At 40.0% G+C, this 21,620-nt stretch carries 21 protein-coding genes and 4 tRNA genes; 23 read left to right on the top strand and 2 right to left on the bottom strand.

Annotated elements, in window-relative coordinates; all coding sequences use genetic code 11:
• The first annotated feature begins 28 nt into the window (after positions 1 to 28).
• The 4 genes from MKL38_RS09820 to phoU all read left to right on the top strand — a co-directional run bounded on the left by MKL38_RS09820 (position 29) and on the right by phoU (position 3,767).
• A complete protein-coding gene (locus MKL38_RS09820) occupies positions 29 to 610 on the top strand; it encodes a TetR/AcrR family transcriptional regulator (protein ID WP_270903160.1) in 582 nt (193 codons plus the stop codon).
• A complete protein-coding gene (locus tag MKL38_RS09815; protein ID WP_270903159.1) occupies positions 603 to 1,508 on the top strand; it encodes a DMT family transporter in 906 nt (301 codons plus the stop codon). The genes MKL38_RS09820 and MKL38_RS09815 overlap by 8 nt, the downstream gene beginning before the upstream one ends.
• Before the next feature lie 96 nt (positions 1,509 to 1,604).
• The gene (locus MKL38_RS09805; protein ID WP_270903157.1) at positions 1,605 to 2,936 is read left to right on the top strand and encodes a TolC family outer membrane protein; all 1,332 of its coding nucleotides are present in this window, start codon (positions 1,605 to 1,607) and stop codon (positions 2,934 to 2,936) included.
• A 108-nt stretch (positions 2,937 to 3,044) separates the two neighbouring features.
• Positions 3,045 to 3,767, top strand: coding sequence for a phosphate signaling complex protein PhoU (gene phoU, locus MKL38_RS09800; RefSeq protein ID WP_003654470.1), 723 nt, complete (start codon positions 3,045 to 3,047; stop codon positions 3,765 to 3,767).
• 305 nt (positions 3,768 to 4,072) lie between these two features.
• Here phoU and MKL38_RS09795 read toward each other — a convergent pair whose 3' ends face one another.
• Entirely contained in the window at positions 4,073 to 4,342 is a 270-nt protein-coding gene (locus MKL38_RS09795; protein ID WP_000089995.1) for an oxidative damage protection protein, read from the bottom strand.
• 9 nt (positions 4,343 to 4,351) lie between these two features.
• Complete coding sequence (gene argH, locus MKL38_RS09790; protein ID WP_017387747.1) at positions 4,352 to 5,785, bottom strand: argininosuccinate lyase; 1,434 nt, start codon at positions 5,783 to 5,785, stop codon at positions 4,352 to 4,354.
• Between argH and MKL38_RS09785 the strand changes: the two genes are divergently transcribed.
• The 19 genes from MKL38_RS09785 (at position 5,776) to tuf (ending at position 21,620) form a co-directional block, all read left to right on the top strand.
• A complete protein-coding gene (locus MKL38_RS09785) occupies positions 5,776 to 6,915 on the top strand; it encodes a sensor histidine kinase (protein WP_270903156.1) in 1,140 nt (379 codons plus the stop codon). The two genes, argH and MKL38_RS09785, sit on opposite strands and share 10 nt — an antisense overlap.
• Positions 6,916 to 6,975: 60 nt before the next feature.
• Complete coding sequence (locus tag MKL38_RS09780; RefSeq protein WP_005045199.1) at positions 6,976 to 7,716, top strand: LytR/AlgR family response regulator transcription factor; 741 nt, start codon at positions 6,976 to 6,978, stop codon at positions 7,714 to 7,716.
• A gap of 101 nt (positions 7,717 to 7,817) precedes the next feature.
• Entirely contained in the window at positions 7,818 to 8,735 is a 918-nt protein-coding gene (hemC, locus tag MKL38_RS09775; protein WP_270903155.1) for a hydroxymethylbilane synthase, read from the top strand.
• A 3-nt stretch (positions 8,736 to 8,738) separates the two neighbouring features.
• Positions 8,739 to 9,506: a uroporphyrinogen-III synthase gene (locus MKL38_RS09770; protein ID WP_270903154.1), complete on the top strand. Its 768-nt coding sequence runs from the start codon at positions 8,739 to 8,741 to the stop codon at positions 9,504 to 9,506.
• Positions 9,507 to 9,514: 8 nt separating this feature from the next.
• Positions 9,515 to 10,357: a hypothetical protein gene (locus MKL38_RS09765; protein ID WP_270903153.1), complete on the top strand. Its 843-nt coding sequence runs from the start codon at positions 9,515 to 9,517 to the stop codon at positions 10,355 to 10,357.
• A 9-nt stretch (positions 10,358 to 10,366) separates the two neighbouring features.
• Positions 10,367 to 11,560 carry a hypothetical protein gene (locus tag MKL38_RS09760; protein WP_056484314.1) on the top strand — a complete coding sequence of 398 codons (1,194 nt, stop codon included), beginning with the start codon at positions 10,367 to 10,369 and terminating at the stop codon, positions 11,558 to 11,560.
• Between the two features lie 7 nt (positions 11,561 to 11,567).
• The gene (locus tag MKL38_RS09755) at positions 11,568 to 12,008 is read left to right on the top strand and encodes an acyl-CoA thioesterase (protein WP_003654484.1); all 441 of its coding nucleotides are present in this window, start codon (positions 11,568 to 11,570) and stop codon (positions 12,006 to 12,008) included.
• A gap of 194 nt (positions 12,009 to 12,202) precedes the next feature.
• On the top strand, positions 12,203 to 12,529 hold the full coding sequence (locus MKL38_RS09750) for an H-NS histone family protein (RefSeq protein ID WP_003654486.1): 327 nt from the start codon (positions 12,203 to 12,205) through the stop codon (positions 12,527 to 12,529).
• Between the two features lie 333 nt (positions 12,530 to 12,862).
• On the top strand, positions 12,863 to 13,606 hold the full coding sequence (gene gspN / locus MKL38_RS09745; protein WP_003654488.1) for a type II secretion system protein N: 744 nt from the start codon (positions 12,863 to 12,865) through the stop codon (positions 13,604 to 13,606).
• Between the two features lie 2 nt (positions 13,607 to 13,608).
• Positions 13,609 to 14,445, top strand: coding sequence for a type II secretion system protein N (locus MKL38_RS09740; RefSeq protein ID WP_199991452.1), 837 nt, complete (start codon positions 13,609 to 13,611; stop codon positions 14,443 to 14,445).
• A 41-nt stretch (positions 14,446 to 14,486) separates the two neighbouring features.
• On the top strand, positions 14,487 to 16,763 hold the full coding sequence (gspD, locus tag MKL38_RS09735; protein WP_270903152.1) for a type II secretion system secretin GspD: 2,277 nt from the start codon (positions 14,487 to 14,489) through the stop codon (positions 16,761 to 16,763).
• Positions 16,764 to 16,804: 41 nt separating this feature from the next.
• Positions 16,805 to 17,434: an FHA domain-containing protein gene (locus MKL38_RS09730; protein ID WP_270903151.1), complete on the top strand. Its 630-nt coding sequence runs from the start codon at positions 16,805 to 16,807 to the stop codon at positions 17,432 to 17,434.
• 65 nt (positions 17,435 to 17,499) lie between these two features.
• Positions 17,500 to 18,168 (top strand): phosphoglycolate phosphatase, encoded by a 669-nt coding sequence (locus MKL38_RS09725; protein WP_127494732.1) that lies wholly within the window; start codon positions 17,500 to 17,502, stop codon positions 18,166 to 18,168.
• A 109-nt stretch (positions 18,169 to 18,277) separates the two neighbouring features.
• Positions 18,278 to 19,771 carry an anthranilate synthase component I gene (gene trpE, locus MKL38_RS09720; RefSeq protein ID WP_270903150.1) on the top strand — a complete coding sequence of 498 codons (1,494 nt, stop codon included), beginning with the start codon at positions 18,278 to 18,280 and terminating at the stop codon, positions 19,769 to 19,771.
• A gap of 98 nt (positions 19,772 to 19,869) precedes the next feature.
• Positions 19,870 to 19,945, top strand: a tRNA-Thr gene (locus MKL38_RS09715).
• Positions 19,946 to 19,998: 53 nt separating this feature from the next.
• Positions 19,999 to 20,082 (top strand) — tRNA-Tyr (locus MKL38_RS09710).
• A 37-nt stretch (positions 20,083 to 20,119) separates the two neighbouring features.
• A tRNA-Gly gene (locus MKL38_RS09705) sits at positions 20,120 to 20,195 on the top strand.
• Between the two features lie 13 nt (positions 20,196 to 20,208).
• Positions 20,209 to 20,283, top strand: a tRNA-Thr gene (locus MKL38_RS09700).
• 146 nt (positions 20,284 to 20,429) lie between these two features.
• Positions 20,430 to 21,620 (top strand): elongation factor Tu, encoded by a 1,191-nt coding sequence (gene tuf, locus MKL38_RS09695; protein WP_209830134.1) that lies wholly within the window; start codon positions 20,430 to 20,432, stop codon positions 21,618 to 21,620.

Raw genomic sequence — 21,620 nt, 5'->3', positions numbered from 1 at the left:
GTAGATCGGTCTACTTAAAAATAAAACTATGAATGATAAAACAGCAAGACAGAAAATTCTCGATGCAGCAGCAACTTTGTTTTATAACGATGGCATTACTGCAACTGGAATTAACTCGGTTACGGCAAAAGCAGATGTTGCTAAGATGTCGCTTTACAATAACTTTTCTTCAAAAGGTGAGCTTGTTGATGCCTACATTGCTGCGCGGCATCAGGAGTGGCTTGATCTTTATCAAAAACGTTTAGAACAAACGAAATCAGCTACAGAAGCTATTTTGGCAGTGTTTGATGCCTATCAAGACCATGCAGAATTTGCCTATGAAAAAGGCTTTCGAGGTTGTGGGTTATTGAATGCTGCGGCTGAGTTTCCAGCGAATAGTGCCGGGCGAAGTTCTGTCAGACAGCATAAAGAAGAGGTTGAAGCTATTGTTGCTGAACATTTAAAAAAATTAATACCAGACTCGCAGCACGTTAGCTACGTGGCTACGCAGCTTTCCTTTCTTTTAGAAGGTTCTATGGCAAGAGCAGGGTTGGAAGGAAGTAGTCGTCAACTCCTCTTAGCAAAACAAATGGCAGAAGATATTCTAAAGAGAGAAGGCCAACATGATTAGCCTCATTAAAAATAGTAGTTATGGCGGCACAATTGCAATTTTAGTTGCCTCTGTTTTATGGGGAACAACAGGTACTGCTGCCGCATTTGCACCAACACTTGGACCACTCGCCATTGGTGCTGTGGCTATGGGTGGCGGAGGTCTTTTGCAAGCTTTGGTTGCATCGCGGGCTATTCGGGAAAACCGTCAATTTATAAGGCAAAACCTTCTAATACTGCTTTTAGGTGTTGCGGCAGTTGGTATTTATCCTTTGGCCTTTTATTCCTCAATGCATTATGCAGGAATTACGATTGGCACCGTGGTTTCTATTGGTGCAGCGCCACTGATCGCAGCAATTTTAGAACGATTTTTTGATCGGAAGTCTTTGTCAGCGATATGGTTCTTAAGTTTTATTTTTGGTGTTATGGGCGTAAGTTTATTATCCATGGGTGAAAACCATGCGCTCCAAGAGGGTACAAATGAATGGAATAAAATCTTCGGTATTTTTCTTGGGCTTGTCGCGGCTACAACTTATTCACTTTATTCATGGGCTGCTAAAAGATTAATAGATCGGGGTGTTGCTGCTAAAGCCGCAATGGGCATGATTATGGGTGGTGGGGCAGTTATTTTGCTTCCTACTTTACTGGTTACAGGTGGAGGGTTGTTGCAAAGTTCAACCAATTTGCTTGTTGCTGGTTATATGATGCTGATTCCTATGTTTTTAGGTTATTTACTTTTCGGTTTTGGTCTAAAAACAGTAAATGCCAGTAAAGCGACGACCTTAACTTTATTTGAACCTTTAGTTGCCGCGCTTTTTGCCATCGTGTTGGTTGGTGAGCATATTTCATGGTTGGGTTGGATAGGCATGTTTTTGATTTTTATTTGTATTTTAATATTGTCAAAAAATGAGAACGCTTAAAAAAACTAAAACTTTTAATGGCTTGAGTTTGCTTGGATTTTTTCTTAGTCTTAAAGGCAAGTTTTATCGTTGATTTGAACAATGAAAATAAAATTAATGTTCGCTGTTGGCCTTTGGAGTTTTGCATCTTCGAGTTTTGCTCTAGATTTAGTTGAAGCTTATGAGCGCGCAAAACAAAATGACCCAACATGGCAAGCCAATCAACAACAATTTGAAGCAGATCAACTGAACTTAGGCTTAGCAACAGGGGCGTTATTACCCACTGTCACATTGTCTGGAAATATTACTCGTAATCGGCAAACGGTGAAGCGTTCTAATTTTCCTGGAGTTGATCAGGAAGGGCTTTCAGATGCCTTGGTGAGTAATACGTCTACTACTCGTCAAGCGACTTTAACTGCACGTCAGCCACTATTTCGAATGGATGCTTGGGAAGGTTATAAGCAAGTTAAAACTTCGGTTGCCTTAAGTGAAATAACTTTAAGATTGCAAAAACAAGACCATGTTTTAAATGTAGCAGAAGCCTATTTTAATGTGCTGCGTCAGCAGGCATTAAGCGTTGCATACTTACAAGAAGAAAAAGCTTTGCTTGAGCAACTCAATATGATGAATGCCAAGCTCAAAGAAGGTTTGGTGGCGCGTAGTGATGTGAGTGAAGCAAATGCTCAATACCAAAATGCCAGAGCCAATCGTATTTCAACCAATGTTCAATTACTTTTAGCCCAAGAACAGCTGTCTGAATATATTGGTTCTTATCAAGATAAACTTGCTGTATTACGAAGTGATTTTAATTTTCAAAAACCTTATCCAGCCCAGCTTAATGATTGGCTTTCGTTGGCGCAGCAAAAAAACTTAAAGATTCAACAAGCACGTTTACAGCAACAATATAGCGAAGATCAGCGCCGTGTAGAAAAAGCTGCGCTTTATCCTCAAATTGATGCTGTTGCAAGTTATGGATATACCAAGCAGACCCCAGAGACCCTCATATCGACTGATGGAAAATTTGATCAGGTCGGTGTGGAAATGAACTGGAATTTATTTAATGGTGGGCGTACTAAAACATCAATTAAAAAAGCGACTGTAGAAGCCAGTAAAGCTCAGGCACAACTTGATGCAGCTATTCGCCGTGCTAATGTTGATGTGAAAAGTGCATATATGCAGGTAGATACAGATCAAGCCAAACTCGAAGCACGAAAAGCTGCAATGGATTCGTCTTCGCTTGTTTCTCAAGCTTCAAAAGCGAGTTATAACGAAGGCTTAAAAAGTATGGTTGATGTTTTATTAGCGCAGCGTAATGCTTTTTCGGCAAAACAGGATTATCTTAATAGTCAATATGACTACTTATTGAATGTACTTCGGTTAAAAGCTGCGGTAGGCCAGTTAGGCGAAAAAGATCTGGTCGAATTAAACAGCTGGCTAACCTATCAGTGAGCAAAAAAAGCTTTTATCTGAATTTTAATTTTGTCATAAAAACTTAATGATTGCTGTGTTCTAATGCTCAATCATTTTATTCCTGCGCCATCATGTTGGAGGCTTCCCTTGAGTCCAAGTAATCCGGTGTTAAGCCATCATATTTCTTCTCAATTTAATGAAGATTTGCAAGATGTAAACACAAAGTTCATGACCATGGGTGGCTTGGTCGAACAACAGGTGGCGAACGCAATTCATGCCTTGCTTGATACAGATGCAAATTTAGCGATTGATGTTCAATTTAAAGATAACGCCGTGAATCAATATGAACGTGATATTGATGAAGGTCTTACGCTAATTTTGGCACGTCGTCATCCAGCAGCAATTGACTTGCGTATGGTTATTGCAATGAGTAAAGCCAATACCGATCTTGAGCGTATTGGTGATGAAGCGGCAAAAATTGCCCGTATTGCGCAAAACCTCTGTGAAGAAGGTGGTTCTCCGCGTGGCTACATGGAAACCCGTCATATTGGTAACCAAGTTCGTGTCATGATTCATGACGCACTTGATGCTTTTGCGCGTTTAGATGCAGATCAAGCTTTGCGTGTGCTTTTAGCCGATGCAGATATTGACCGTGAATACCAGTCAGCAACACGTACTTTAATGACTTATATGATTGAAGATCCACGTCATATTGCTCGTGTAATTAATGTGATGTGGGTGTTACGTTCTTTAGAGCGTATTGGTGATCATGCCCGTAACATTGCTGAGCAAGTGATTTACATGGCAAAAGGCTTTGATGCCCGCCATACCAAAATTGAAGAAATTGAAGCTAAAGTCCACGAAAAGTAATCTTAAGCTGAAATATTTAAAGGCCTTGTTTGAAACAAGGCTTTTTTATTTTTTAAAATAATAGATAAAAAAATGTCCCGAACTTTGGGGGGAAGTTCAGGACAGAAAATCAAGTGCATAAACACGACAGGGATCGTGTTCTTCTTGCTATAAATTGATATTAAGTTCTTCGCTTTTTGATGTCATGTAGAGTCCTGTTCGCTCTATGTAAGGCTTTTTATGCTTGTGTAAGTTTCACGTAAAAAAAGGCGGATCTATGTATATAGACCCGCCTTTTTAATGATGAGTAAGCTGAAACAAACCGATTATTCTGGTTTCCAGCCTTCAGCTTTTTCTACGCTTTCATCATTATTGAAAAACTTCTCACGTTGTTCCTCAAGAAACTTCTTCGCTTCTGGTTCAAACACATTTAGGCGTTTTTCATTAATCAGCGTTGTTTGGTGTTGTAACCATTCTTGCCATGCTTGTTTAGAAACATTTTCAAAAAAATCTTGGCCTTTAGCACCAGGGAATGGAGCGAAGTCTAGACCTTCCATTTCCTTTTGATATTTGCGGCAAAATACTTGTCGACTCATGTTTTATCCTTAAGCGTATAACTGTTCTAAACGTGTATGGGCACGAGCAATTGCGGCTTCTACCTGTTTTGGTGAAGTTCCACCAATATGATCACGTGCATTTACTGAAGCTTCTAGTGTTAGAGCTTTATCAAACACATCTGCTGTGATTAAGTCAGAGAATTGTTGTAATTGCTCAAGCGTTAATTCAGATAAATCTTTTTCTTCAGCTACGCCTAATGCAACTGCTTTACCTACAATTTCATGCGCATCACGGAAAGCAACGCCTTTTTTCACTAAATAGTCAGCAAGATCGGTTGCTGTCGAGAATCCACGAAGTGCAGCTTCACGCATAATTTCAATATTTGGAACTAATGCAGGAATCATGTCTGCGAAAGCCATGAGTGAACCACGAACCGTATCGATTGCATCAAATAAAGGTTCTTTATCTTCTTGGTTGTCTTTGTTGTACGCCAATGGTTGACCTTTCATGAGCGTAAGTAAGCTAATTAAGTCACCAAATACACGACCTGATTTACCACGGATCAGTTCAGGAACATCCGGGTTTTTCTTCTGTGGCATGATTGATGAGCCAGTACAGAAACGATCAGGAATATTCACAAATTTAAACTGTGCAGAAGTCCAAAGAATCAGTTCTTCTGACATACGTGATAAGTGCATCATAATTAAAGACGCAGCTGCATTAAACTCAATGGCAAAGTCACGGTCAGATACAGCATCAAGAGAATTTTCACATACAGCTTCAAAGCCTAATAACTCTGCTGTGTAAGCGCGGTCAATCGGATAAGTTGTGCCAGCAAGAGCGGCAGAACCAAGTGGCAGACGGTTGACACGCTTACGGCAATCTTGAAGACGCTCAGAGTCACGCACTAACATTTCAAACCATGCTAATAGGTGATGACCAAAAGTCACTGGCTGTGCAGTTTGTAGGTGGGTGAAGCCAGGCATAATGGTGTTTACATTTTTGGCAGCCAAGCCTAACAAGCCTTTTTGTAAGCGCTCTAATAATTTTAAGATGTCATCAATTTCGTCACGTAGGTAAAGACGAATATCGGTTGCAACCTGATCGTTACGGCTACGCCCAGTGTGTAATTTTTTACCTGTAATACCAATACGTTGAGTCAAACGTGATTCAATGTTCATGTGAACATCTTCAAGATCGATGCGCCATTCAAAGGTTCCAGCCTCAATTTCTGAGCGAATGGTGCTTAAACCTTCAATAATGTCATCGCGTTCTGCTTCTGTGAGTACGCCAACTTTCGCAAGCATGGTAGCATGCGCAATCGAACCGGCGATGTCTTGTTTATAAAAACGCTGGTCAAACTGAACAGAGGCGGTAAATTCGGCTACAAAAGCATCCGTCGCTTCAGAAAAACGACCACCCCACATACCTGAGGTTTGGTCTGGGGTTACTGAATTAGGGGGATTTGAAGATGTGGTCATGGTGGCTCAGTAAAATAAAAAAGAGTATATCACTTGCCGAAGCTCAACAAACAAAGTTGTTTCCTACAGCATACCGAAATCAAAATTCCTCCTATTTTTTTACGAAAAACGGTCGTTGGCAACACTTATTCGAATTAATTATCGCAAGTAACATTTTGGCACTGGTTTTGGCACTGGCTGAAGCTCAGTCATGGCAAGCATTAAGCGGTGGACGCCTTTTACAATACATCGTTTTTATTAACTGGGTAATATTGTCGTTTTTTGCCTTGGTTGAACGCTTTCAGCATTTTTTTAGCAGCTTACGTCAAGAATTTGCCTTGGCTATCGGTTTTGTCATGCTGCAAGCTATTGTTGTTTTGACGACCTTAATGAGTAATTTTTTTCAGTTTGGTCTTTTAAATAAACATGCTTCTTTAACACAGGACTGGCGCATTTATTTTGCCAATGTGCCTTTATATCTAAGCTACGGGATATTACTGGGGGCTTTCTGCTTGCGCTATCTCTATGTGAGAGAGCAATGGCTACATCAACAATATGCAGAGTTAAATGCTCGTATTCAGGCCATGCAGGCGCGGATTCATCCCCATTTTTTATTTAATAGTTTAAATAATGTGGTGAGCTTAATTGCGATAGACCCAGATAAAGCAGAAGGTATGTTGATTAGCCTGTCACGTTTATTTCGCGCAAGCTTCCAAGAATTGAAATTGGTGAGTCTCCATGAAGAAATTGAGCTGAGTAAACAATATTTAATGATTGAGCAGGTACGTTTGGGAGAGCGTTTAAAAGTAGAGTGGAAAATTGAGCTTTCACCTGTGCAACTGAAACAGATCACCATTCCTTTATTGACATTACAACCTTTGTTAGAGAATAGTATTTTTCATGGGGTAGAACCAATGATAGGTAAAGCAACCATAGGGGTATTGGTTGAAATATTGCAAAATCAGGTCAGTATAGTCATTACCAACCCATATACAGACGATACAATAAATTCACGGAAAGGGCATGGAATCGCGCTTGAAAATGTAAAACAACGCCTGAAAGCATATTATGGGAACTCCGTTAGATTTCAGGTTTATAAAGGTGAAACCTTATATACCACCATTATGAGCTATCAATATCAAACAAAATAATAAGTTAGTCAGAGTTAACCATAAAAAAATGGATCAAGTTAACGGTGACAAGGAGGATTAATGAAGGTGCTGATTTGTGATGACGAACCACTTGCAGTGGAGCGATTATCACGTTTAGTTTCAAAGATGGGACATGAAGTTGTATCAACGGCTCATCATGGACAGGAAGCCTTGGAACAGGCGCGGCTTCATCAACCGGATGTAATCTTACTTGATATTCAAATGCCAGGTATGAATGGTCTTGTCTGTGCAGAACAGTTAAGTCAGCTGAGCCCTAGACCTGCGATTGTATTTTGTACAGCCTATGATCAACATGCATTGGAAGCGTTTAAATCTCAGGCTCAAGCTTATCTTCTTAAACCGATTGACCCTCAAGAACTTGAACAAGTTTTTAGTCAACTGACTCAGCTGACTCGAGCACAGCTTAATGCTTTGCCACAACATGATTTTTTACATGATCTAAAAACACAGCGACATCAAATTGCTGCCAAAACCTATCGTGGGGTTGAGCTGATTCCTGTGGAGAATATTTATTATTTTTTAGCAGATCAGAAATATGTCACGGTGCGTCATCAAAATGGCAGTGTATTAATTGATGAAACATTAAAAGAGCTTGAAACCGAATTTGCAGATCAATTCATTCGCATTCATCGGAATGCGTTGGTTGCAGTTGCATATTTAGATGGATTGGAGTTGGTCAGTTCGGGACAATATCAGGTTCGATTACGTGGTTTAGATGAACGACTTTCGGTGAGTCGCCGACATTTATCTATGCTTAGAGACCGAATTCATCAGCTCTAAACTTAAAAAGAGTTATCTTAGACGTGTGAGATTTTACTTGCAATTTTAAGGGATCAAGTTAAGTTTAGGGTGTATTGTTTGACCAGCCCATGCTTGAATTTATGAAAACCTTGAAAATTGCTACACGACAAAGCCCACTTGCTCTTTGGCAGGCAGAATATATTCGTGCCCGATTACAGGAGCTTCACCCGGATTTAATGGTGGAGTTGGTTAAATTTGTCACGCAGGGCGATAAAATCTTAGATACGCCTCTAGCAAAAATTGGTGGGAAAGGGCTGTTTGTTAAAGAGTTAGAAGCAGCTCTTTTAGATGGGCGTGCAGATTTAGCCGTACATTCAATGAAAGATGTTCCGATGGCTTTGCCAGAAGGTTTAACCTTGGCGGTAATTTGTGAACGTGAAGATCCATTAGATGCTTTCGTTTCAAATCAATTTGAAAAATTTGCTGACCTACCTCAAGGTGCAAAAGTTGGTACATCAAGTTTACGTCGTAAATCTCAGATTTTAAAACAACGCCCTGATTTGCAAATTATTGATTTGCGTGGAAATGTTGGAACACGTTTAGGGAAGCTAGATGATGGTCAATACGACGCGATTATTTTGGCCAGTGCTGGTTTGAAGCGCTTAGGATTGTCAGAACGCATTCGTCATTGTTTAACACCAGACATTAGTTTGCCTGCTGTGGGTCAAGGTGCATTGGGTTTGGAATGCCGTGCAGCTGACAACGAAGTATTATCTTTAATTCAACCTTTATTACACCAAGAAACAGATGTTTGTGTGCGTGCTGAACGTGCCTTTAATGCTTATCTTGAAGGCGGTTGTCAGGTCCCAATTGCAGGTTATGCCACACTACAAAATGGACAAATCCATATTGAAGGTCGTGTCGGAAGTGCCGATGGTCAAACATTATTACGTGCTGAACTGACAGATGAAGCCAGCAATGCTCAGCAATTGGGTGAAAATCTTGCTCGAAACTTACTTGATCAAGGTGCTGGTGAGCTATTAAAGGCTCTCTACTAAGCTATGTTGTTTATTAATACTCGACCTGATTCTCGGGCTGCAGAATTAACAGAAGTTTTGCAAAATGAAGGTTATCAGGTTGAGTCTTTACCTCTTTTAGAACTCGTTGCTAAACCCTTTTCCGAACATTTACTTCAGCTTTACCAACAATTAGTTAAAGCACAAGCTATAGTCGTAGTGAGCCCAACCGCCGTTGATGTGGGGATGAAGTATTTACTGCAAAGCGGTTTAAAACTATCTGACTTGAAGCATATTCAGTGGATTGCCGTTGGGCAGTCAACGGCCAATTGTCTAAATGAATATGGAATAGAAGCACATATTCCAGATGTTGAAACCTCTGAGGGGATGTTAAATCTACCTATTCTCCATAATATGAAGCAAGCTGGTAGTATCGCTTTTTGGCGAGGAGAAGGTGGCCGTCAATTTATGATGGAGACCTTGCAACAGCAAGGAATTCAGATTTTAAATTTCGTGTTATATCATCGGCAGTGTCCAGAAGCCTCATATTCCACATTCAAACATCTGACACAGAATTCAAATTATAATTTAAACAAATGGCTGGTCTTGATTACCAGTGAGGCCAGCTGGAAGTATTGGTTAGAGCTCTGTTCAAAAAATAATGTACAACCTGATTGTGTATATTTGGTTTTAGGGCCACGTCTTTTTCAAATTGTTAAAGAATATCGCGATCAGCAACAGGCTCATTTTCACATTATTCAACTTGAAAATTTATCGCCTTCGGGGATGATTCATCACATTCAGGCATTATAAGGATTCGTATGAGAAAACTTGTTTCTATCATCATTTTACTGGGCGTGGCTTGGTTGGCTAAGCTCAGTTACGATATGTGGCAAATTTCTCGTACTGTTCCCGAGCTTAAGCAAAGTTTGCTTCAATCAGAACAGCACTATGCCAATCTAAATGATCAATTGGTTGCTTTACAGCGACAATTACAGGATCAACCTGTAAATACAGGGAATAAACTGAGTCCGACCGGCCATTTAGAAGTCCCGCCGATGGGTATTGCCCCTACAGTTTTAATAAAACAAAAGTTAGATTTAATTCAATTTGCAATTGATCAGCAACAATTGATTTACGCAGTTGATCAATTAAACCAGTTACAGCAATCTCTTCTACACTATGAAATTGCCCCTGCATTGCAACATAGCTTGAACCAATCGCTTGAGCAGGATAAACAGGCGGTTCAACAATTCACATTGGCCCAAAATCAACGCCATCAATTGATTGACGATTTATTACAGAGTATTGATAAAAATATTCAGCAAGCCTTAGCTCAGCCTAAACTTGAGATGGATCAATCCGAGTCTGTGTCTTGGTGGAAAAAATGGTTCCGTATAGAAAAAGTAGAAACGCCGTCTATTAATTTAATGAATCGAAGTGTAGTGCTCAAAGAAGTGCAATTAAGATTATTAATTGCTGAACAGGCACTCAATCAAGGGAAAATGACAGAGTACCAAAATGAGTTGCAATCTGTGATGCAAAAGCTAGATGAAATGCCTGATGCAACGAGTCAGCGGTTAAAAAAACGTATTGCTAAAGTGGCAAATTTATCGGTAGTGCCTGTTCCTAAATTGTCTACACTTGGTCTAATTGGCTCATAAGGAGGAGATATGAAACACCTCCTGTCGGTTTATTTCGTAATTAGCTTAATACTCTTTGCAGCTTTAGCTTTATTTAGTTATGGCTATGGAATGGGGTATGTCTACATTTACTGGCGACAATTGCAGTTGCAAACAAATGTCTGGGGATTAACCCTTGCTTTTGTGGTAGTGAGTTTTATTGCACAACTCATATGGCTTTGGATTAAACGTTATTCCTCTCGTGAGCAAAGAAAAAGTGAAAACATCTTCCAGTTTAAAAACCTTCATCCCTATGAACAATTAGGTATTGTCTGGTTATTAGAGGCCGCCGAAGACCAACGTGTATTTATTGAACGTGTTTTTACTCAGTCAGGACTTTTAAAAAATATTATTGATGCCAAGTTTCTGGTTTTAAGTGGAGACTATCCAAAAGCATTAGCTGCTTTAGATCAGTCACCGCCAATGGCATTTGAATTGGCAGAGTTAGAGCGAATCGAAATCTTTTTAGCCCAAAATGAATCTGATCGTGCATTAACTCATCTTGAATTTTTATATCAGCATCAGTTATCGCCTTGGCTTGAGGAAATAGAAACCGCCTACCAGCAAAGATTAACGGCGTTATGGGGGCAATTAGCGCTGCAACATCCATGGGTATATTTAAGGTCAATGAAGTATGGATTATTAGATGCTGAACACCGTGATTTATGGTTGCAGCAACTTCTTCAGCAATTTGATCAAGCTTCTATTGATGACCTGCATGCCTTGCAACAACGTTATCTGGATTTGGAGTCTGAGATCCAAACTCGACCTTATAGCAGTAAGTTGTTATGGCTCAAACTATTAGCACGTATGCCTGATATGAGCATGCAACATGCAGCCTTAACACTACACTTATTAAAAGAGCAGTTTGATCCAGAAGTGTTTTACCTGTGGTTTCAGCAACAATTGCTTAAACAGGTTCCAGACTATGCTGATGTCGAAGAAAAAATTATTGAGCTTGAAAATCAATATATGAATTTGCCAGTTTTAACTTTTGCAAAATGGCATGTCTATATGGCAACCGGACGTCAAGCAGAGGCTGAAACATTATTAACATTATATCCAGATAATATTTTAATGAGCTATTTGCGTATTAAGTCTACCCTTAAAGAAGATGAAGTGTTAATCAATCAGTTAAACCTAATCTTTGAAAATGATGCGAATTTTTTAAAATTTAAAATATGAGGTAAAAATGAAAGAACTGTCTGTCTACCCGATAATATATGAACAGAAAGTAGCGTGGGGAGATATGGACGCTTTTGGTCATGTCAATAATGTACAATATTATCGATATATTGAAAGCTCACGTATTTTATATATGGAAGCGATAAATATATTAACCCCGCAATTATATACCGTTGTCGCTTCAAGCCAATGCAAATACTTAAAGCCCGTTTTTTATCCCGATGTATTGAAAGTTGGTGTTCGCGTGGAGGAGCTCCGTAATAGTGCATTCCGTATGGCTTATATATTATGGAGCGAAACACAACAACAAATCGTAGCTACGGGTGAAGCTGTTATGGTATGCGTAGATAAATTAACAGAACGAAAATGTGAAATACCTCAAGAGATAAAACAAAAAATTATTGAGCTAGAAAAAACTGTTGGACATGACTTAATACATTTATCTTAAATAAATATTAATAAAATATATGTCATTTATAATTGATAATGTAATTAAAAGGTAATTTTTTTGATTATTCTGATGAACACGGCTTTCAAACTATTGCTTATTGAATAGATTATAAATAATATTGGTCTTGATTTTATGTTTTTAAATTTTGTCTGTATTATTTTGAATTGTCTGTAAGACTGGAGTGTTTATTAATGAAGCCGGATATCAGTGAATTATCTGTTGAAGAGTTAAAACGTTTACAAGAAGAAGCTGAAGCTTTAATTGTAAGTAAAAAAGATCAAGCAATCGAAGATGCTTATAATCAAATTATCGAGATCGCTGAAAATGTAGGTTTTAGTGTTGAACAACTTCTTGAGTTTGGTGCTCAAAAACGTAAGAAAACAACACGTAAATCTGTTGAACCGCGTTACCGTAACAAAAACAATTCTGAAGAGACTTGGACTGGCCGTGGTAAACAACCACGCTGGTTAGTTGCTGAAATTGAAAAAGGCGCAAAACTTGAAGATTTCTTAATCTAATCGTATTGCTGATCTAAAAAGCCAGGCAAATTTGCCTGGCTTTTTTATGCGTGAAAATATTTAAAATTTTGCTATAAATATTATTTAAGAATTTGAGTGTTTAAATTCATCTTTAAATAGATTGTTGAGATCAAATGTACATTTAGTAAGTTGATTAGCCAGTTTTCATGATTTTGTCATACGTTCAACTTATAGTCTTAATACAGAAGCCAAGCCTGATTGCTTGGTTTTTTTATATGAAGTGAATTGGCGATGTTGAAAAAGTATGCATAATGTCAGACTAGGGAGCTACTCTCAAAATAAGGACGATAATTTGCATGTTGGTAAGGCTGAATGAAGAAAAAGTCTAAGCAGTGGAAGTGGTGGTTATTTGCCCTCATTGCATTTTTAATTTTTATTATTTTACAGATCCCAGCGACGTGGCTTATTTCTAAATTTTCAAAGAATAATCAAACTCTACACAATGTAAGTGGAAATATCTGGCAGGGCCAAGCAGATTGGCGGCGCGGTACTTTGAGAGGCTCGATTCATTGGAAAACTAGACCTCTTGACCTGTTTTTATTAAGGTTCGCGGCTGATGTGGATATCCATAGTGGAAATACCCAATTATCTGGGGTAATGGCCTATGGTGTTGGTAAAAAAGTACTTGTTAGAGCAATGAATGGTCAAATTGCGCCTGAAACATTAAAACAAATTGTGAACTGGCAATGGCCTGTGAACAGTATTCAGTTAAAAGATATTGATTTTAATTATAAAAAAGAGCAAGGTTTCGCTGCAGTTGATGGTCAATTGCATTGGGGTGGTGGTGCTTTAATTTATAATATTGGTGACCGTCAAGACCGGATGAATATGCCTTCTTTAAATGGGCAGTTAACGGATCAAAATGGTCAATTACAGGTTGATATACGTGATCAACGCAGTCAAAAAATGGCAAATCTTCTATTAGATGCCAATATGATGCTTGATGTGCAGCTTACACAAAGATTATTACTGAATATTCCGTCTTATGATGGAAAAGCCGGTTTAGATACTTTTGTCATTAGTTCTCGTCAACCCTTAATACAAGGGAGTAACTAATAATGAAAGTATGGGTTGAAAAATTACAGCAACTACAATGGCAAAAATTAGATCGGTTAAGTGTTGTCGTATTTGCCTTTTTAATTTTATGGCTGTGTTGGAAATTAGCTTCATTATTTTGGTGGGTCATTGCACCTCCCCAAATGATGCAATTCGATCGGGTAGAGTTGGGATCACAGCAGCCGCAAATTCCTAACATTAGTACTTTTTCGATTTTTAATGAACCTTCAGCCAATGCAGCTCAGGAAAATGTCAACCTAGAATTGCAGGGTGTGATGGTGGGCTATCCGAACCGTTTTTCCTCAGCGGTGATTAAGCTTGATAATACTGCTGACCGGTATCGGGTGGGGGAAACAATAGGTTCTACATCTTATCAGTTGGCAGAAGTTTATTGGGATCACGTTATATTGCGTCAAGGTAATGGCAGTACTCGTGAACTTCAGTTCAAAGGTTTGCCAAACGGTTTATATCAGCCCATGACGCCAGATGCCTCACAACCAACTGCTACAGCGTCTCAACCATCGGCACCTGTTAATACGACTCAAGAAGCGCTTGGACAGGCTATTCAGCAAATGCAAGGGAACCGTGAACAATATCTACGTGATATGGGTGTAAGCGGTAACTCAAGTGAAGGTTTTGAAGTTACAGAACGTACACCCACTGCGCTTCGAAATAAGTTAGGTTTAAGGCCGGGTGACCGGATTGTTTCTTTAAATGGTCAAACGGTTGGGCAAGGACAAACGGATGTGCAGTTACTTGAACAGGCTCGTCGAGCTGGGCAAGTGAAAATAGAAATAAAACGTGGTGATCAAGTGATGACCATACAACAAAATTTTTAGTGATAACACGTCACCATAAGAGTTAGGAATTATCGCAAGTTATGGCTTTATTGAATCATCAACGTCCACTTTGGGCATTACTTGCAGCAGCCCCATTGATTGCGACAGTGAGCAGCAGCGTCTATGCCCAGACATGGAAGATCAATTTACGTGATGCTGACTTAACTGCATTTATTAATGAAGTTGCAGATATCACGGGGAAAAACTTTGCAGTAGATCCGCGAGTGCGTGGCAATGTCACAGTAATATCGAATAAACCACTCAATAAAGATGAAGTTTATGACCTCTTTCTAGGGGTCTTGAATGTAAATGGAGTGGTTGCAATTCCTTCTGGCAATACGATTAAACTTGTGCCAGATAGCAACGTGAAAAATTCGGGAATTCCTTACGATTCTAGAAATAGGCTGCGTGGTGATCAAATCGTCACCCGAGTGATTTGGCTTGAAAATACCAATCCAAATGACTTAATTCCAGCACTTCGCCCTTTAATGCCTCAATTTGCACATATGGCTGCGATAGCAGGCACTAATGCGCTGATTGTTTCGGACCGAGCTGCGAATATTTACCAACTTGAAAATATCATTCGTAACCTTGATGGTACTGGCCAAAATGATATTGAGGCAATAAGCCTCCAATCGAGCCAAGCGGAAGAAATCATTACTCAACTTGAGGCAATGAGCGCAACAGGCGCATCGAAAGATTTTAGTGGTGCACGTATTCGTATTATTGCAGACAACCGAACGAATCGTATTTTGGTAAAGGGTGATCCTGAAACACGTAAACGCATTCGCCACATGATTGAGATGCTGGATGTGCCTTCGGCAGACCGTTTAGGCGGCTTAAAAGTTTTCCGATTGAAATATGCAAGTGCAAAAAATTTATCAGAGATTTTACAAGGCCTTGTAACGGGGCAGGCTGTTTCTTCGTCAAATAGTAATAATAATTCTTCTAACTCATCGAATCCGATTAATAATTTGATGGGTAATAACCAGAATTCCAGCTCAAATACATCTGGTTCAAATGGTAGCTCAATTTCTACTCCATCTATTAACCTAAATGGTAATTCAAATAACAACAATCAGAACAGTATCTCTAGCTTTAGCCAAAATGGTGTGAGCATTATCGCGGATAATGCCCAAAACTCGTTAGTGGTTAAGGCTGATCCACAATTAATGCGTGAAATTGAATCTGCTATCCAGCAACTCGATGTTCGCCGTCAGCAAGTTTTAATTGAAGCTGCCATTATTGAAGTTTCAGGAGATGATGCAGATCAACTCGGAATTCAATGGGCGCTAGGTGATCTATCTAGTGGAATAGGCTTGCTTAGCTTCAGTAATGTGGGTGCAAGTTTATCTTCTATTGCTGCTGGTTATTTGTCTGGTGGTTCGGCTGGAGCAGCGTCTGCTATTGCTGGTGGTGCCAATAAAGGTAATGGTGCAACTTTTGCTGTGGGTAATTTTGAGAATTCCCGTAAGGCTTATGGTGCATTAATTCAAGCCCTCAAAGCTAACACCAAATCAAATTTACTTTCGACACCATCCATTGTGACTATGGATAATGAAGAGGCTTATATTGTTGTAGGTCAGAACGTTCCATTTGTAACAGGGTCGGTCACTACGAATAGTACAGGTATCAATCCATACACAACTGTTGAACGAAAAGATGTCGGGGTGACATTAAAAGTTGTTCCACATATTGGTGAAGGTGGTACGGTTCGTCTCGAAGTTGAGCAAGAAGTTTCGAATGTTCAGACCAGTAAAGGTCAGGCAGCCGATTTAATTACTAATAAACGTGCTATTAAAACTGCTGTATTGGCCGAGCATGGACAGACGGTAGTCTTGGGTGGTCTGGTGTCTGATGATGTTGAACTCAGTCGTCAAGGTATTCCTGGGTTAAGCAGCATTCCATACCTAGGTAGGTTATTCCGTTCAGACAGCAGAAGTAATACGAAGCGTAATCTTCTAGTCTTTATTCATCCAACAATTGTGGGTGATGCGAATGATGTGCGTCGTTTGTCTCAGCAGCGCTATAATCAGCTTTACAGCTTGCAATTGGCGATGGATCAAAATGGCAATTTTGCCAAACTGCCTGAGCGGGTCGATGATGTCTATAATCAAAAGATGACACTGCCAAGTGTTACCCCTCAGCCAAAAAATTATCAACAGGTTCCTTCGGGTGGAAAAAGCTCGACAGTAACCACACCCGTAGCGGTAGAACCTGCGGTTCGAAAGCAAACCTTACAGTTGCCTGAGCCTGAAATTAATCGTACTAAAAATACAGTAACAACAACGACACTGCGTCCAAGCACAGCGCCGTAGTAGCATGTTATGATTGATAAAAAGTGAAATAGGACATACGCATGACTTGGAAATTACAAGCAATTACTGGCGAAATTACTGGCCAAGAAATTAGTATTGATCGGGATATGTTGGTGGGACGCCATCAAGATGCTGATGTGTTGTTACAAGCTGCTGAAATTTCACGTCGCCACGCTGCATTGCTTTTAAAAGATCAATTGCTATGGGTGCAAGACCTTAATTCATCGAATGGCACATTCATAAACGATATTCGTATTGAGCAAGAAAAACAGCTGCATGATGGTGATATTGTTCAATTTGCTAGCTTTAAATTTTCTGTATTAGCGCCTGTGCAGGAAATAGAGGATTTGCCTGAAATTGAAGCAGAACCTGTAAATACGGCCCCATCGCAAGATTTAAGTGATCAAGGAATGCCAAGTCTTACAGAGCGTGCTGCTGAAATAGAAGTCAGTCGCGATGGTATGCCGCAAAATATCTCTATTCCAAAACCTGCACCGATCCCGGAAGGTGTAGATGTTAATGCACAACCACAACAGACACCTGTTGCCTTTGATGAGCCTGTTTCTCGTGTTGCTGAAGAAAAAGAGCAACAGAAGAATGCTTCAGTTGGTTTGATCACTATTATTATTTTAGTAATCTTAGCTTTATTGGCATGGTTGTTCTTTAAATAATCCGTTGGTGCTTTTACAATCAAGGCATGCTAAACGCATGCCTTTTTAATTTTGAGTATAAGAAGATGTCTGTTGCACAACTAAATAAGCGCGATTTAATTTTATTTGACCTAGATGGAACGTTAGTTGACTCTGCAGCTGATTTATATCGATCCATGAATTTAAGTTTAGACGCGCTAAGTTGGCCATTGGTAACTGAAGCACAAATACGAGAATGGGTGGGTAAAGGAGCTTCAAAACTTTGTGAAAGTGTTTTGCTTCATATATTTGGAAAATTAGACACCGAACAACATAAAGTTTTATTACAAAAATTTGTAGATGTATACGGTGCAGAGCTTTGTGTAAATACTCAAATTTATCCTGGAGTAACAGAGTTTTTAAAGCATTGTAAAACTTTGAATATACATATGGCATGTGTTACCAATAAGCCTGTGCAACTTGCTCAAGGATTACTGGATGCATTGGAACTTTCTTCTTATTTTCAAGTTGTACTGGGTGGTGATAGCTTGCCAGAGAGAAAACCACATCCATTGCCTTTGTTGCATTGTATGCAAAGTTTAAAGATATCTGCTTCGCACGCGCTAATGATTGGCGATTCAAGTAATGATATTGAGGCTGCACGGCGCGCGGGAATTGATTGTATTGTGGTTAGCTATGGCTATAATCATGGAGAAAATATCTATGATTGCCAACCTCAGCAAGTGGTTGATAGTTTGGCTGAGTTAATTATCTAATGAGTGAAATGGAGATCAGCATGAATAAGCGTATGGTTTTTCGATGGCGTGTCTAAATCGAAACTAGAAAAACACCGTTTTAAATCGAAACCATATTAGAGAAAAATTCATGACTACATTAGCGCAATTTGAACAACTTAAGGCATCAGGTTACAACACGATTCCTGTTTATCGCCAGCGTTTAGCAGACACGGAAACACCTTTATCTGTGTTTGCTCGATTCAAAGATCAAACACAAGCTTATTTATTTGAATCTGTAGAAGGTGGGGAAAATTGGGCGCGCTACTCCATGATCGGTTTAGGCGAATCGACAGTTTTTTCATGTAATGCAGGGGTCTTGTCTATACAGCATGCTGATGGTTCAATCACACAAGAAGATTGCCTGGATCCATTTCAATATATTCGTGAATTTCAGAAGCAATTTACAGTACCACCAGCTGAGCTTCTGCCAGCATTACCAAGTTTTACTGGCGGGCTAGTTGGTTATTTGGGCTATGATGCAGTTCGTTATATTGAGCCGCGCTTAAAGAATGTACCTGCCGCGGATCCAATTGCTTTACCAGACTTGTGGTTGATGCTATCAAAGACAGTCATTGTTTTCGATAACCTTAAAGATACTTTATTTTTAATTGTCCATGCTGATACAACGCAGGCACATGCTTATGAAGATGCTCAGCAAAAGTTAGATCAATTAGAGCAGTTATTAGCTACACCAGTGAGTTTGCAAGCTAAGCCGCATACACCGCCTCATTTTGAATCGATTACGGGTAAGGCTAAGTTCCTTGAAACAATCGAGAAGGTAAAAGAATACATTAGAGCGGGCGATGTTATGCAGGTTGTTCCGGGCCAGCGTATGGTTTCGGACTTTGATGGTGAGGCTTTGCAAGTTTACCGTGCTTTACGTCATTTAAACCCTTCACCTTATTTGTTTTTGGTGCAGGGTCAAACAATTACAGATAATAAGCCATTCCATATTGTAGGTTCATCACCAGAAATTCTTTCTCGACTAGAAAATGGTATTGCGACAGTCCGCCCACTTGCAGGTACAAGACCGCGTGGAAAAACTAAAGAAGAAGACATCGCTTTAGAAAAAGATTTACTTTCTGATGAAAAAGAAATAGCAGAGCATTTAATGTTGATTGACCTTGGTCGAAATGATGTTGGTCGAGTTTCTAAAATTGGTAAGGTCAAAGTTACTGATCAAATGGTGATTGAGCGCTATTCGCATGTCATGCACATTGTTTCAAATGTGCAAGGTGAAGTTCGTGATGATATCGATGCCTTAGATGTATTTAAGGCAACCTTTCCAGCAGGTACTCTATCTGGTGCACCGAAAATTCGTGCAATGGAAATCATTGATGAAGTTGAGCCTGTTAAGCGAGGCGTTTTCGGTGGGGCAGTGGGATATTTAGGATGGCATGGTGAAATGGACATGTCGATTGCAATCCGTACGTGTGTTATCCGCGATAAAAAAGTGTATGTGCAGGCTGGAGCGGGCCTAGTTGCTGACTCAAATCCTGAATCAGAATGGAATGAAACACAAATAAAAGCTCGCGCAGTGATCAAAGCGGTTGAATTATCGTCAAACGGATTGATTTTATGAGTTTTTAGCGATTTTTTTAAAAAAATCACTTGCATCGTTTGGAAGTTTTGCTAAACTGCACACCGTTCCGATACGAAACGTACGAAACACTAAGAAGCGCCGGCATAGCTCAGTTGGTAGAGCAACTGACTTGTAATCAGTAGGTCCACAGTTCGAATCCGTGTGCCGGCACCATCTAAAAGTGTGAAGTTGTTAAGTGAAGAATAACACTGAAATAAGTGTGAAGTGGTGAGATTCCCGAGCGGTCAAAGGGGGCGGACTGTAACTCCGCTACGAAAGTTTCGAAGGTTCGAATCCTTCTCTCACCACCATTAACTTCGATTGAAGTGCTAAGTATACCAGCATCGTGCGGGAGTAGCTCAGTTGGTAGAGCGGCAGCCTTCCAAGCTGCATGTCGCGAGTTCGACCCTCGTCTCCCGCTCCATCGAAGGATAATCGCTCTTATAGCTCAGTGGTAGAGCACTCCCTTGGTAAGGGAGAGGTCTCGAGTTCAAATCTCGATAAGAGCTCCAGATACAGTTTAGTAGATTTTCTACAAAGATTTAAAAAGCAGGCTTATTAGTCTGCTTTTCAAGTATTGGGTGTTTGATTTTTTAGGCGATATGTCGATGCTGGGTCTTACTCAGAATTGTGTTCGACGTAAACGAGGACTATAAACATGGCTAAGGCTAAGTTTGAACGTAATAAGCCACACGTAAACGTGGGCACAATCGGTCACGTTGACCATGGTAAAACAACTTTAACTGCTGCGATTGCAACTATTTGTGCAAAAACTTACGGCGGTGAAGCGAAAGATTACTCACAAATCGACTCAGCACCTGAAGAAAAAGCACGTGGTATTACAATTAATACTTCACACGTAGAATACGATTCTCCAATCCGTCACTATGCTCACGTAGACTGCCCGGGCCACGCCGATTATGTTAAAAACATGATTACTGGTGCTGCTCAGATGGACGGCGCGATCCTTGTATGTGCTGCGACTGATGGTCCAATGCCACAAACTCGTGAACACATCCTTCTTTCTCGTCAGGTTGGTGTACCTTACATCATCGTATTCTTAAACAAGTGTGACCTTGTTGATGATGAAGAATTACTTGAATTAGTAGAAATGGAAGTTCGTGAACTTCTTTCTACTTATGACTTCCCAGGTGATGACACTCCAGTTATCCGTGGTTCTGCGCTTAAAGCGTTGGAAGGCGATGCTGGTCAATATGGTGAGTCTTCAGTTCTTGCTCTTGTTGAAGCGCTTGACTCTTACATTCCAGAACCAGAACGTGCTATCGACAAAGCATTCTTAATGCCAATCGAAGACGTATTCTCTATCTCTGGCCGTGGTACAGTAGTAACTGGTCGTGTAGAAGCTGGTATCGTGAAAGTAGGCGAATCAGTTGAAATCGTTGGTATCCGTGATACTCAAACAACTACAGTTACTGGCGTAGAAATGTTCCGTAAATTGCTTGACGAAGGTCGTGCAGGCGAGAACTGTGGTGTTCTTCTACGTGGTACTAAGCGTGAAGACGTACAACGTGGTCAAGTACTTGCTAAACCAGGTACAATCAAGCCGCACACTAAATTCGATGCAGAAGTATACGTACTTTCTAAAGAAGAAGGTGGTCGTCATACTCCATTCCTTAACGGTTACCGTCCACAGTTCTACTTCCGTACAACTGACGTAACTGGCGCAATCCAATTACAAGACGGCGTTGAAATGGTTATGCCAGGCGACAACGTTGAAATGTCAGTAGAATTAATCCACCCAATCGCAATGGACCCAGGTCTACGTTTTGCGATCCGTGAAGGTGGTCGTACTGTAGGTGCTGGTGTTGTTGCGAAAGTAACTGCATAA

Source organism: Acinetobacter sp. AOR14_HL (genome assembly GCF_027855175.1).
GTDB lineage: Bacteria > Pseudomonadota > Gammaproteobacteria > Pseudomonadales > Moraxellaceae > Acinetobacter > Acinetobacter calcoaceticus.
Note: the sequence above shows the minus strand (reverse complement) of the source record. Positions and strands in the feature narration are given on the sequence as shown.

Excerpts from the sequence above, each read along its gene's own strand:
- MKL38_RS09785 (WP_270903156.1), top strand. The coding sequence starts at position 5,776 with ATGTGGTCATGGTGGCTCAGTAAAATAAAAAAGAGTATATCACTTGCC.
- MKL38_RS09750 (WP_003654486.1), top strand. The coding sequence starts at position 12,203 with ATGAAGCCGGATATCAGTGAATTATCTGTTGAAGAGTTAAAACGTTTA.
- MKL38_RS09760 (WP_056484314.1), top strand. The coding sequence starts at position 10,367 with ATGAAACACCTCCTGTCGGTTTATTTCGTAATTAGCTTAATACTCTTT.
- MKL38_RS09725 (WP_127494732.1), top strand. The coding sequence starts at position 17,500 with ATGTCTGTTGCACAACTAAATAAGCGCGATTTAATTTTATTTGACCTA.
- tuf (WP_209830134.1), top strand. The coding sequence starts at position 20,430 with ATGGCTAAGGCTAAGTTTGAACGTAATAAGCCACACGTAAACGTGGGC.
- trpE (WP_270903150.1), top strand. The coding sequence starts at position 18,278 with ATGACTACATTAGCGCAATTTGAACAACTTAAGGCATCAGGTTACAAC.
- hemC (WP_270903155.1), top strand. The coding sequence starts at position 7,818 with ATGAAAACCTTGAAAATTGCTACACGACAAAGCCCACTTGCTCTTTGG.
- MKL38_RS09755 (WP_003654484.1), top strand. The coding sequence starts at position 11,568 with ATGAAAGAACTGTCTGTCTACCCGATAATATATGAACAGAAAGTAGCG.
- argH (WP_017387747.1), bottom strand. The coding sequence starts at position 5,785 with ATGACCACATCTTCAAATCCCCCTAATTCAGTAACCCCAGACCAAACC.
- MKL38_RS09765 (WP_270903153.1), top strand. The coding sequence starts at position 9,515 with ATGAGAAAACTTGTTTCTATCATCATTTTACTGGGCGTGGCTTGGTTG.
- MKL38_RS09770 (WP_270903154.1), top strand. The coding sequence starts at position 8,739 with ATGTTGTTTATTAATACTCGACCTGATTCTCGGGCTGCAGAATTAACA.
- MKL38_RS09795 (WP_000089995.1), bottom strand. The coding sequence starts at position 4,342 with ATGAGTCGACAAGTATTTTGCCGCAAATATCAAAAGGAAATGGAAGGT.
- MKL38_RS09805 (WP_270903157.1), top strand. The coding sequence starts at position 1,605 with ATGTTCGCTGTTGGCCTTTGGAGTTTTGCATCTTCGAGTTTTGCTCTA.
- MKL38_RS09820 (WP_270903160.1), top strand. The coding sequence starts at position 29 with ATGAATGATAAAACAGCAAGACAGAAAATTCTCGATGCAGCAGCAACT.
- MKL38_RS09730 (WP_270903151.1), top strand. The coding sequence starts at position 16,805 with ATGACTTGGAAATTACAAGCAATTACTGGCGAAATTACTGGCCAAGAA.
- gspD (WP_270903152.1), top strand. The coding sequence starts at position 14,487 with ATGGCTTTATTGAATCATCAACGTCCACTTTGGGCATTACTTGCAGCA.
- MKL38_RS09780 (WP_005045199.1), top strand. The coding sequence starts at position 6,976 with ATGAAGGTGCTGATTTGTGATGACGAACCACTTGCAGTGGAGCGATTA.
- MKL38_RS09815 (WP_270903159.1), top strand. The coding sequence starts at position 603 with ATGATTAGCCTCATTAAAAATAGTAGTTATGGCGGCACAATTGCAATT.
- MKL38_RS09740 (WP_199991452.1), top strand. The coding sequence starts at position 13,609 with ATGAAAGTATGGGTTGAAAAATTACAGCAACTACAATGGCAAAAATTA.
- gspN (WP_003654488.1), top strand. The coding sequence starts at position 12,863 with ATGAAGAAAAAGTCTAAGCAGTGGAAGTGGTGGTTATTTGCCCTCATT.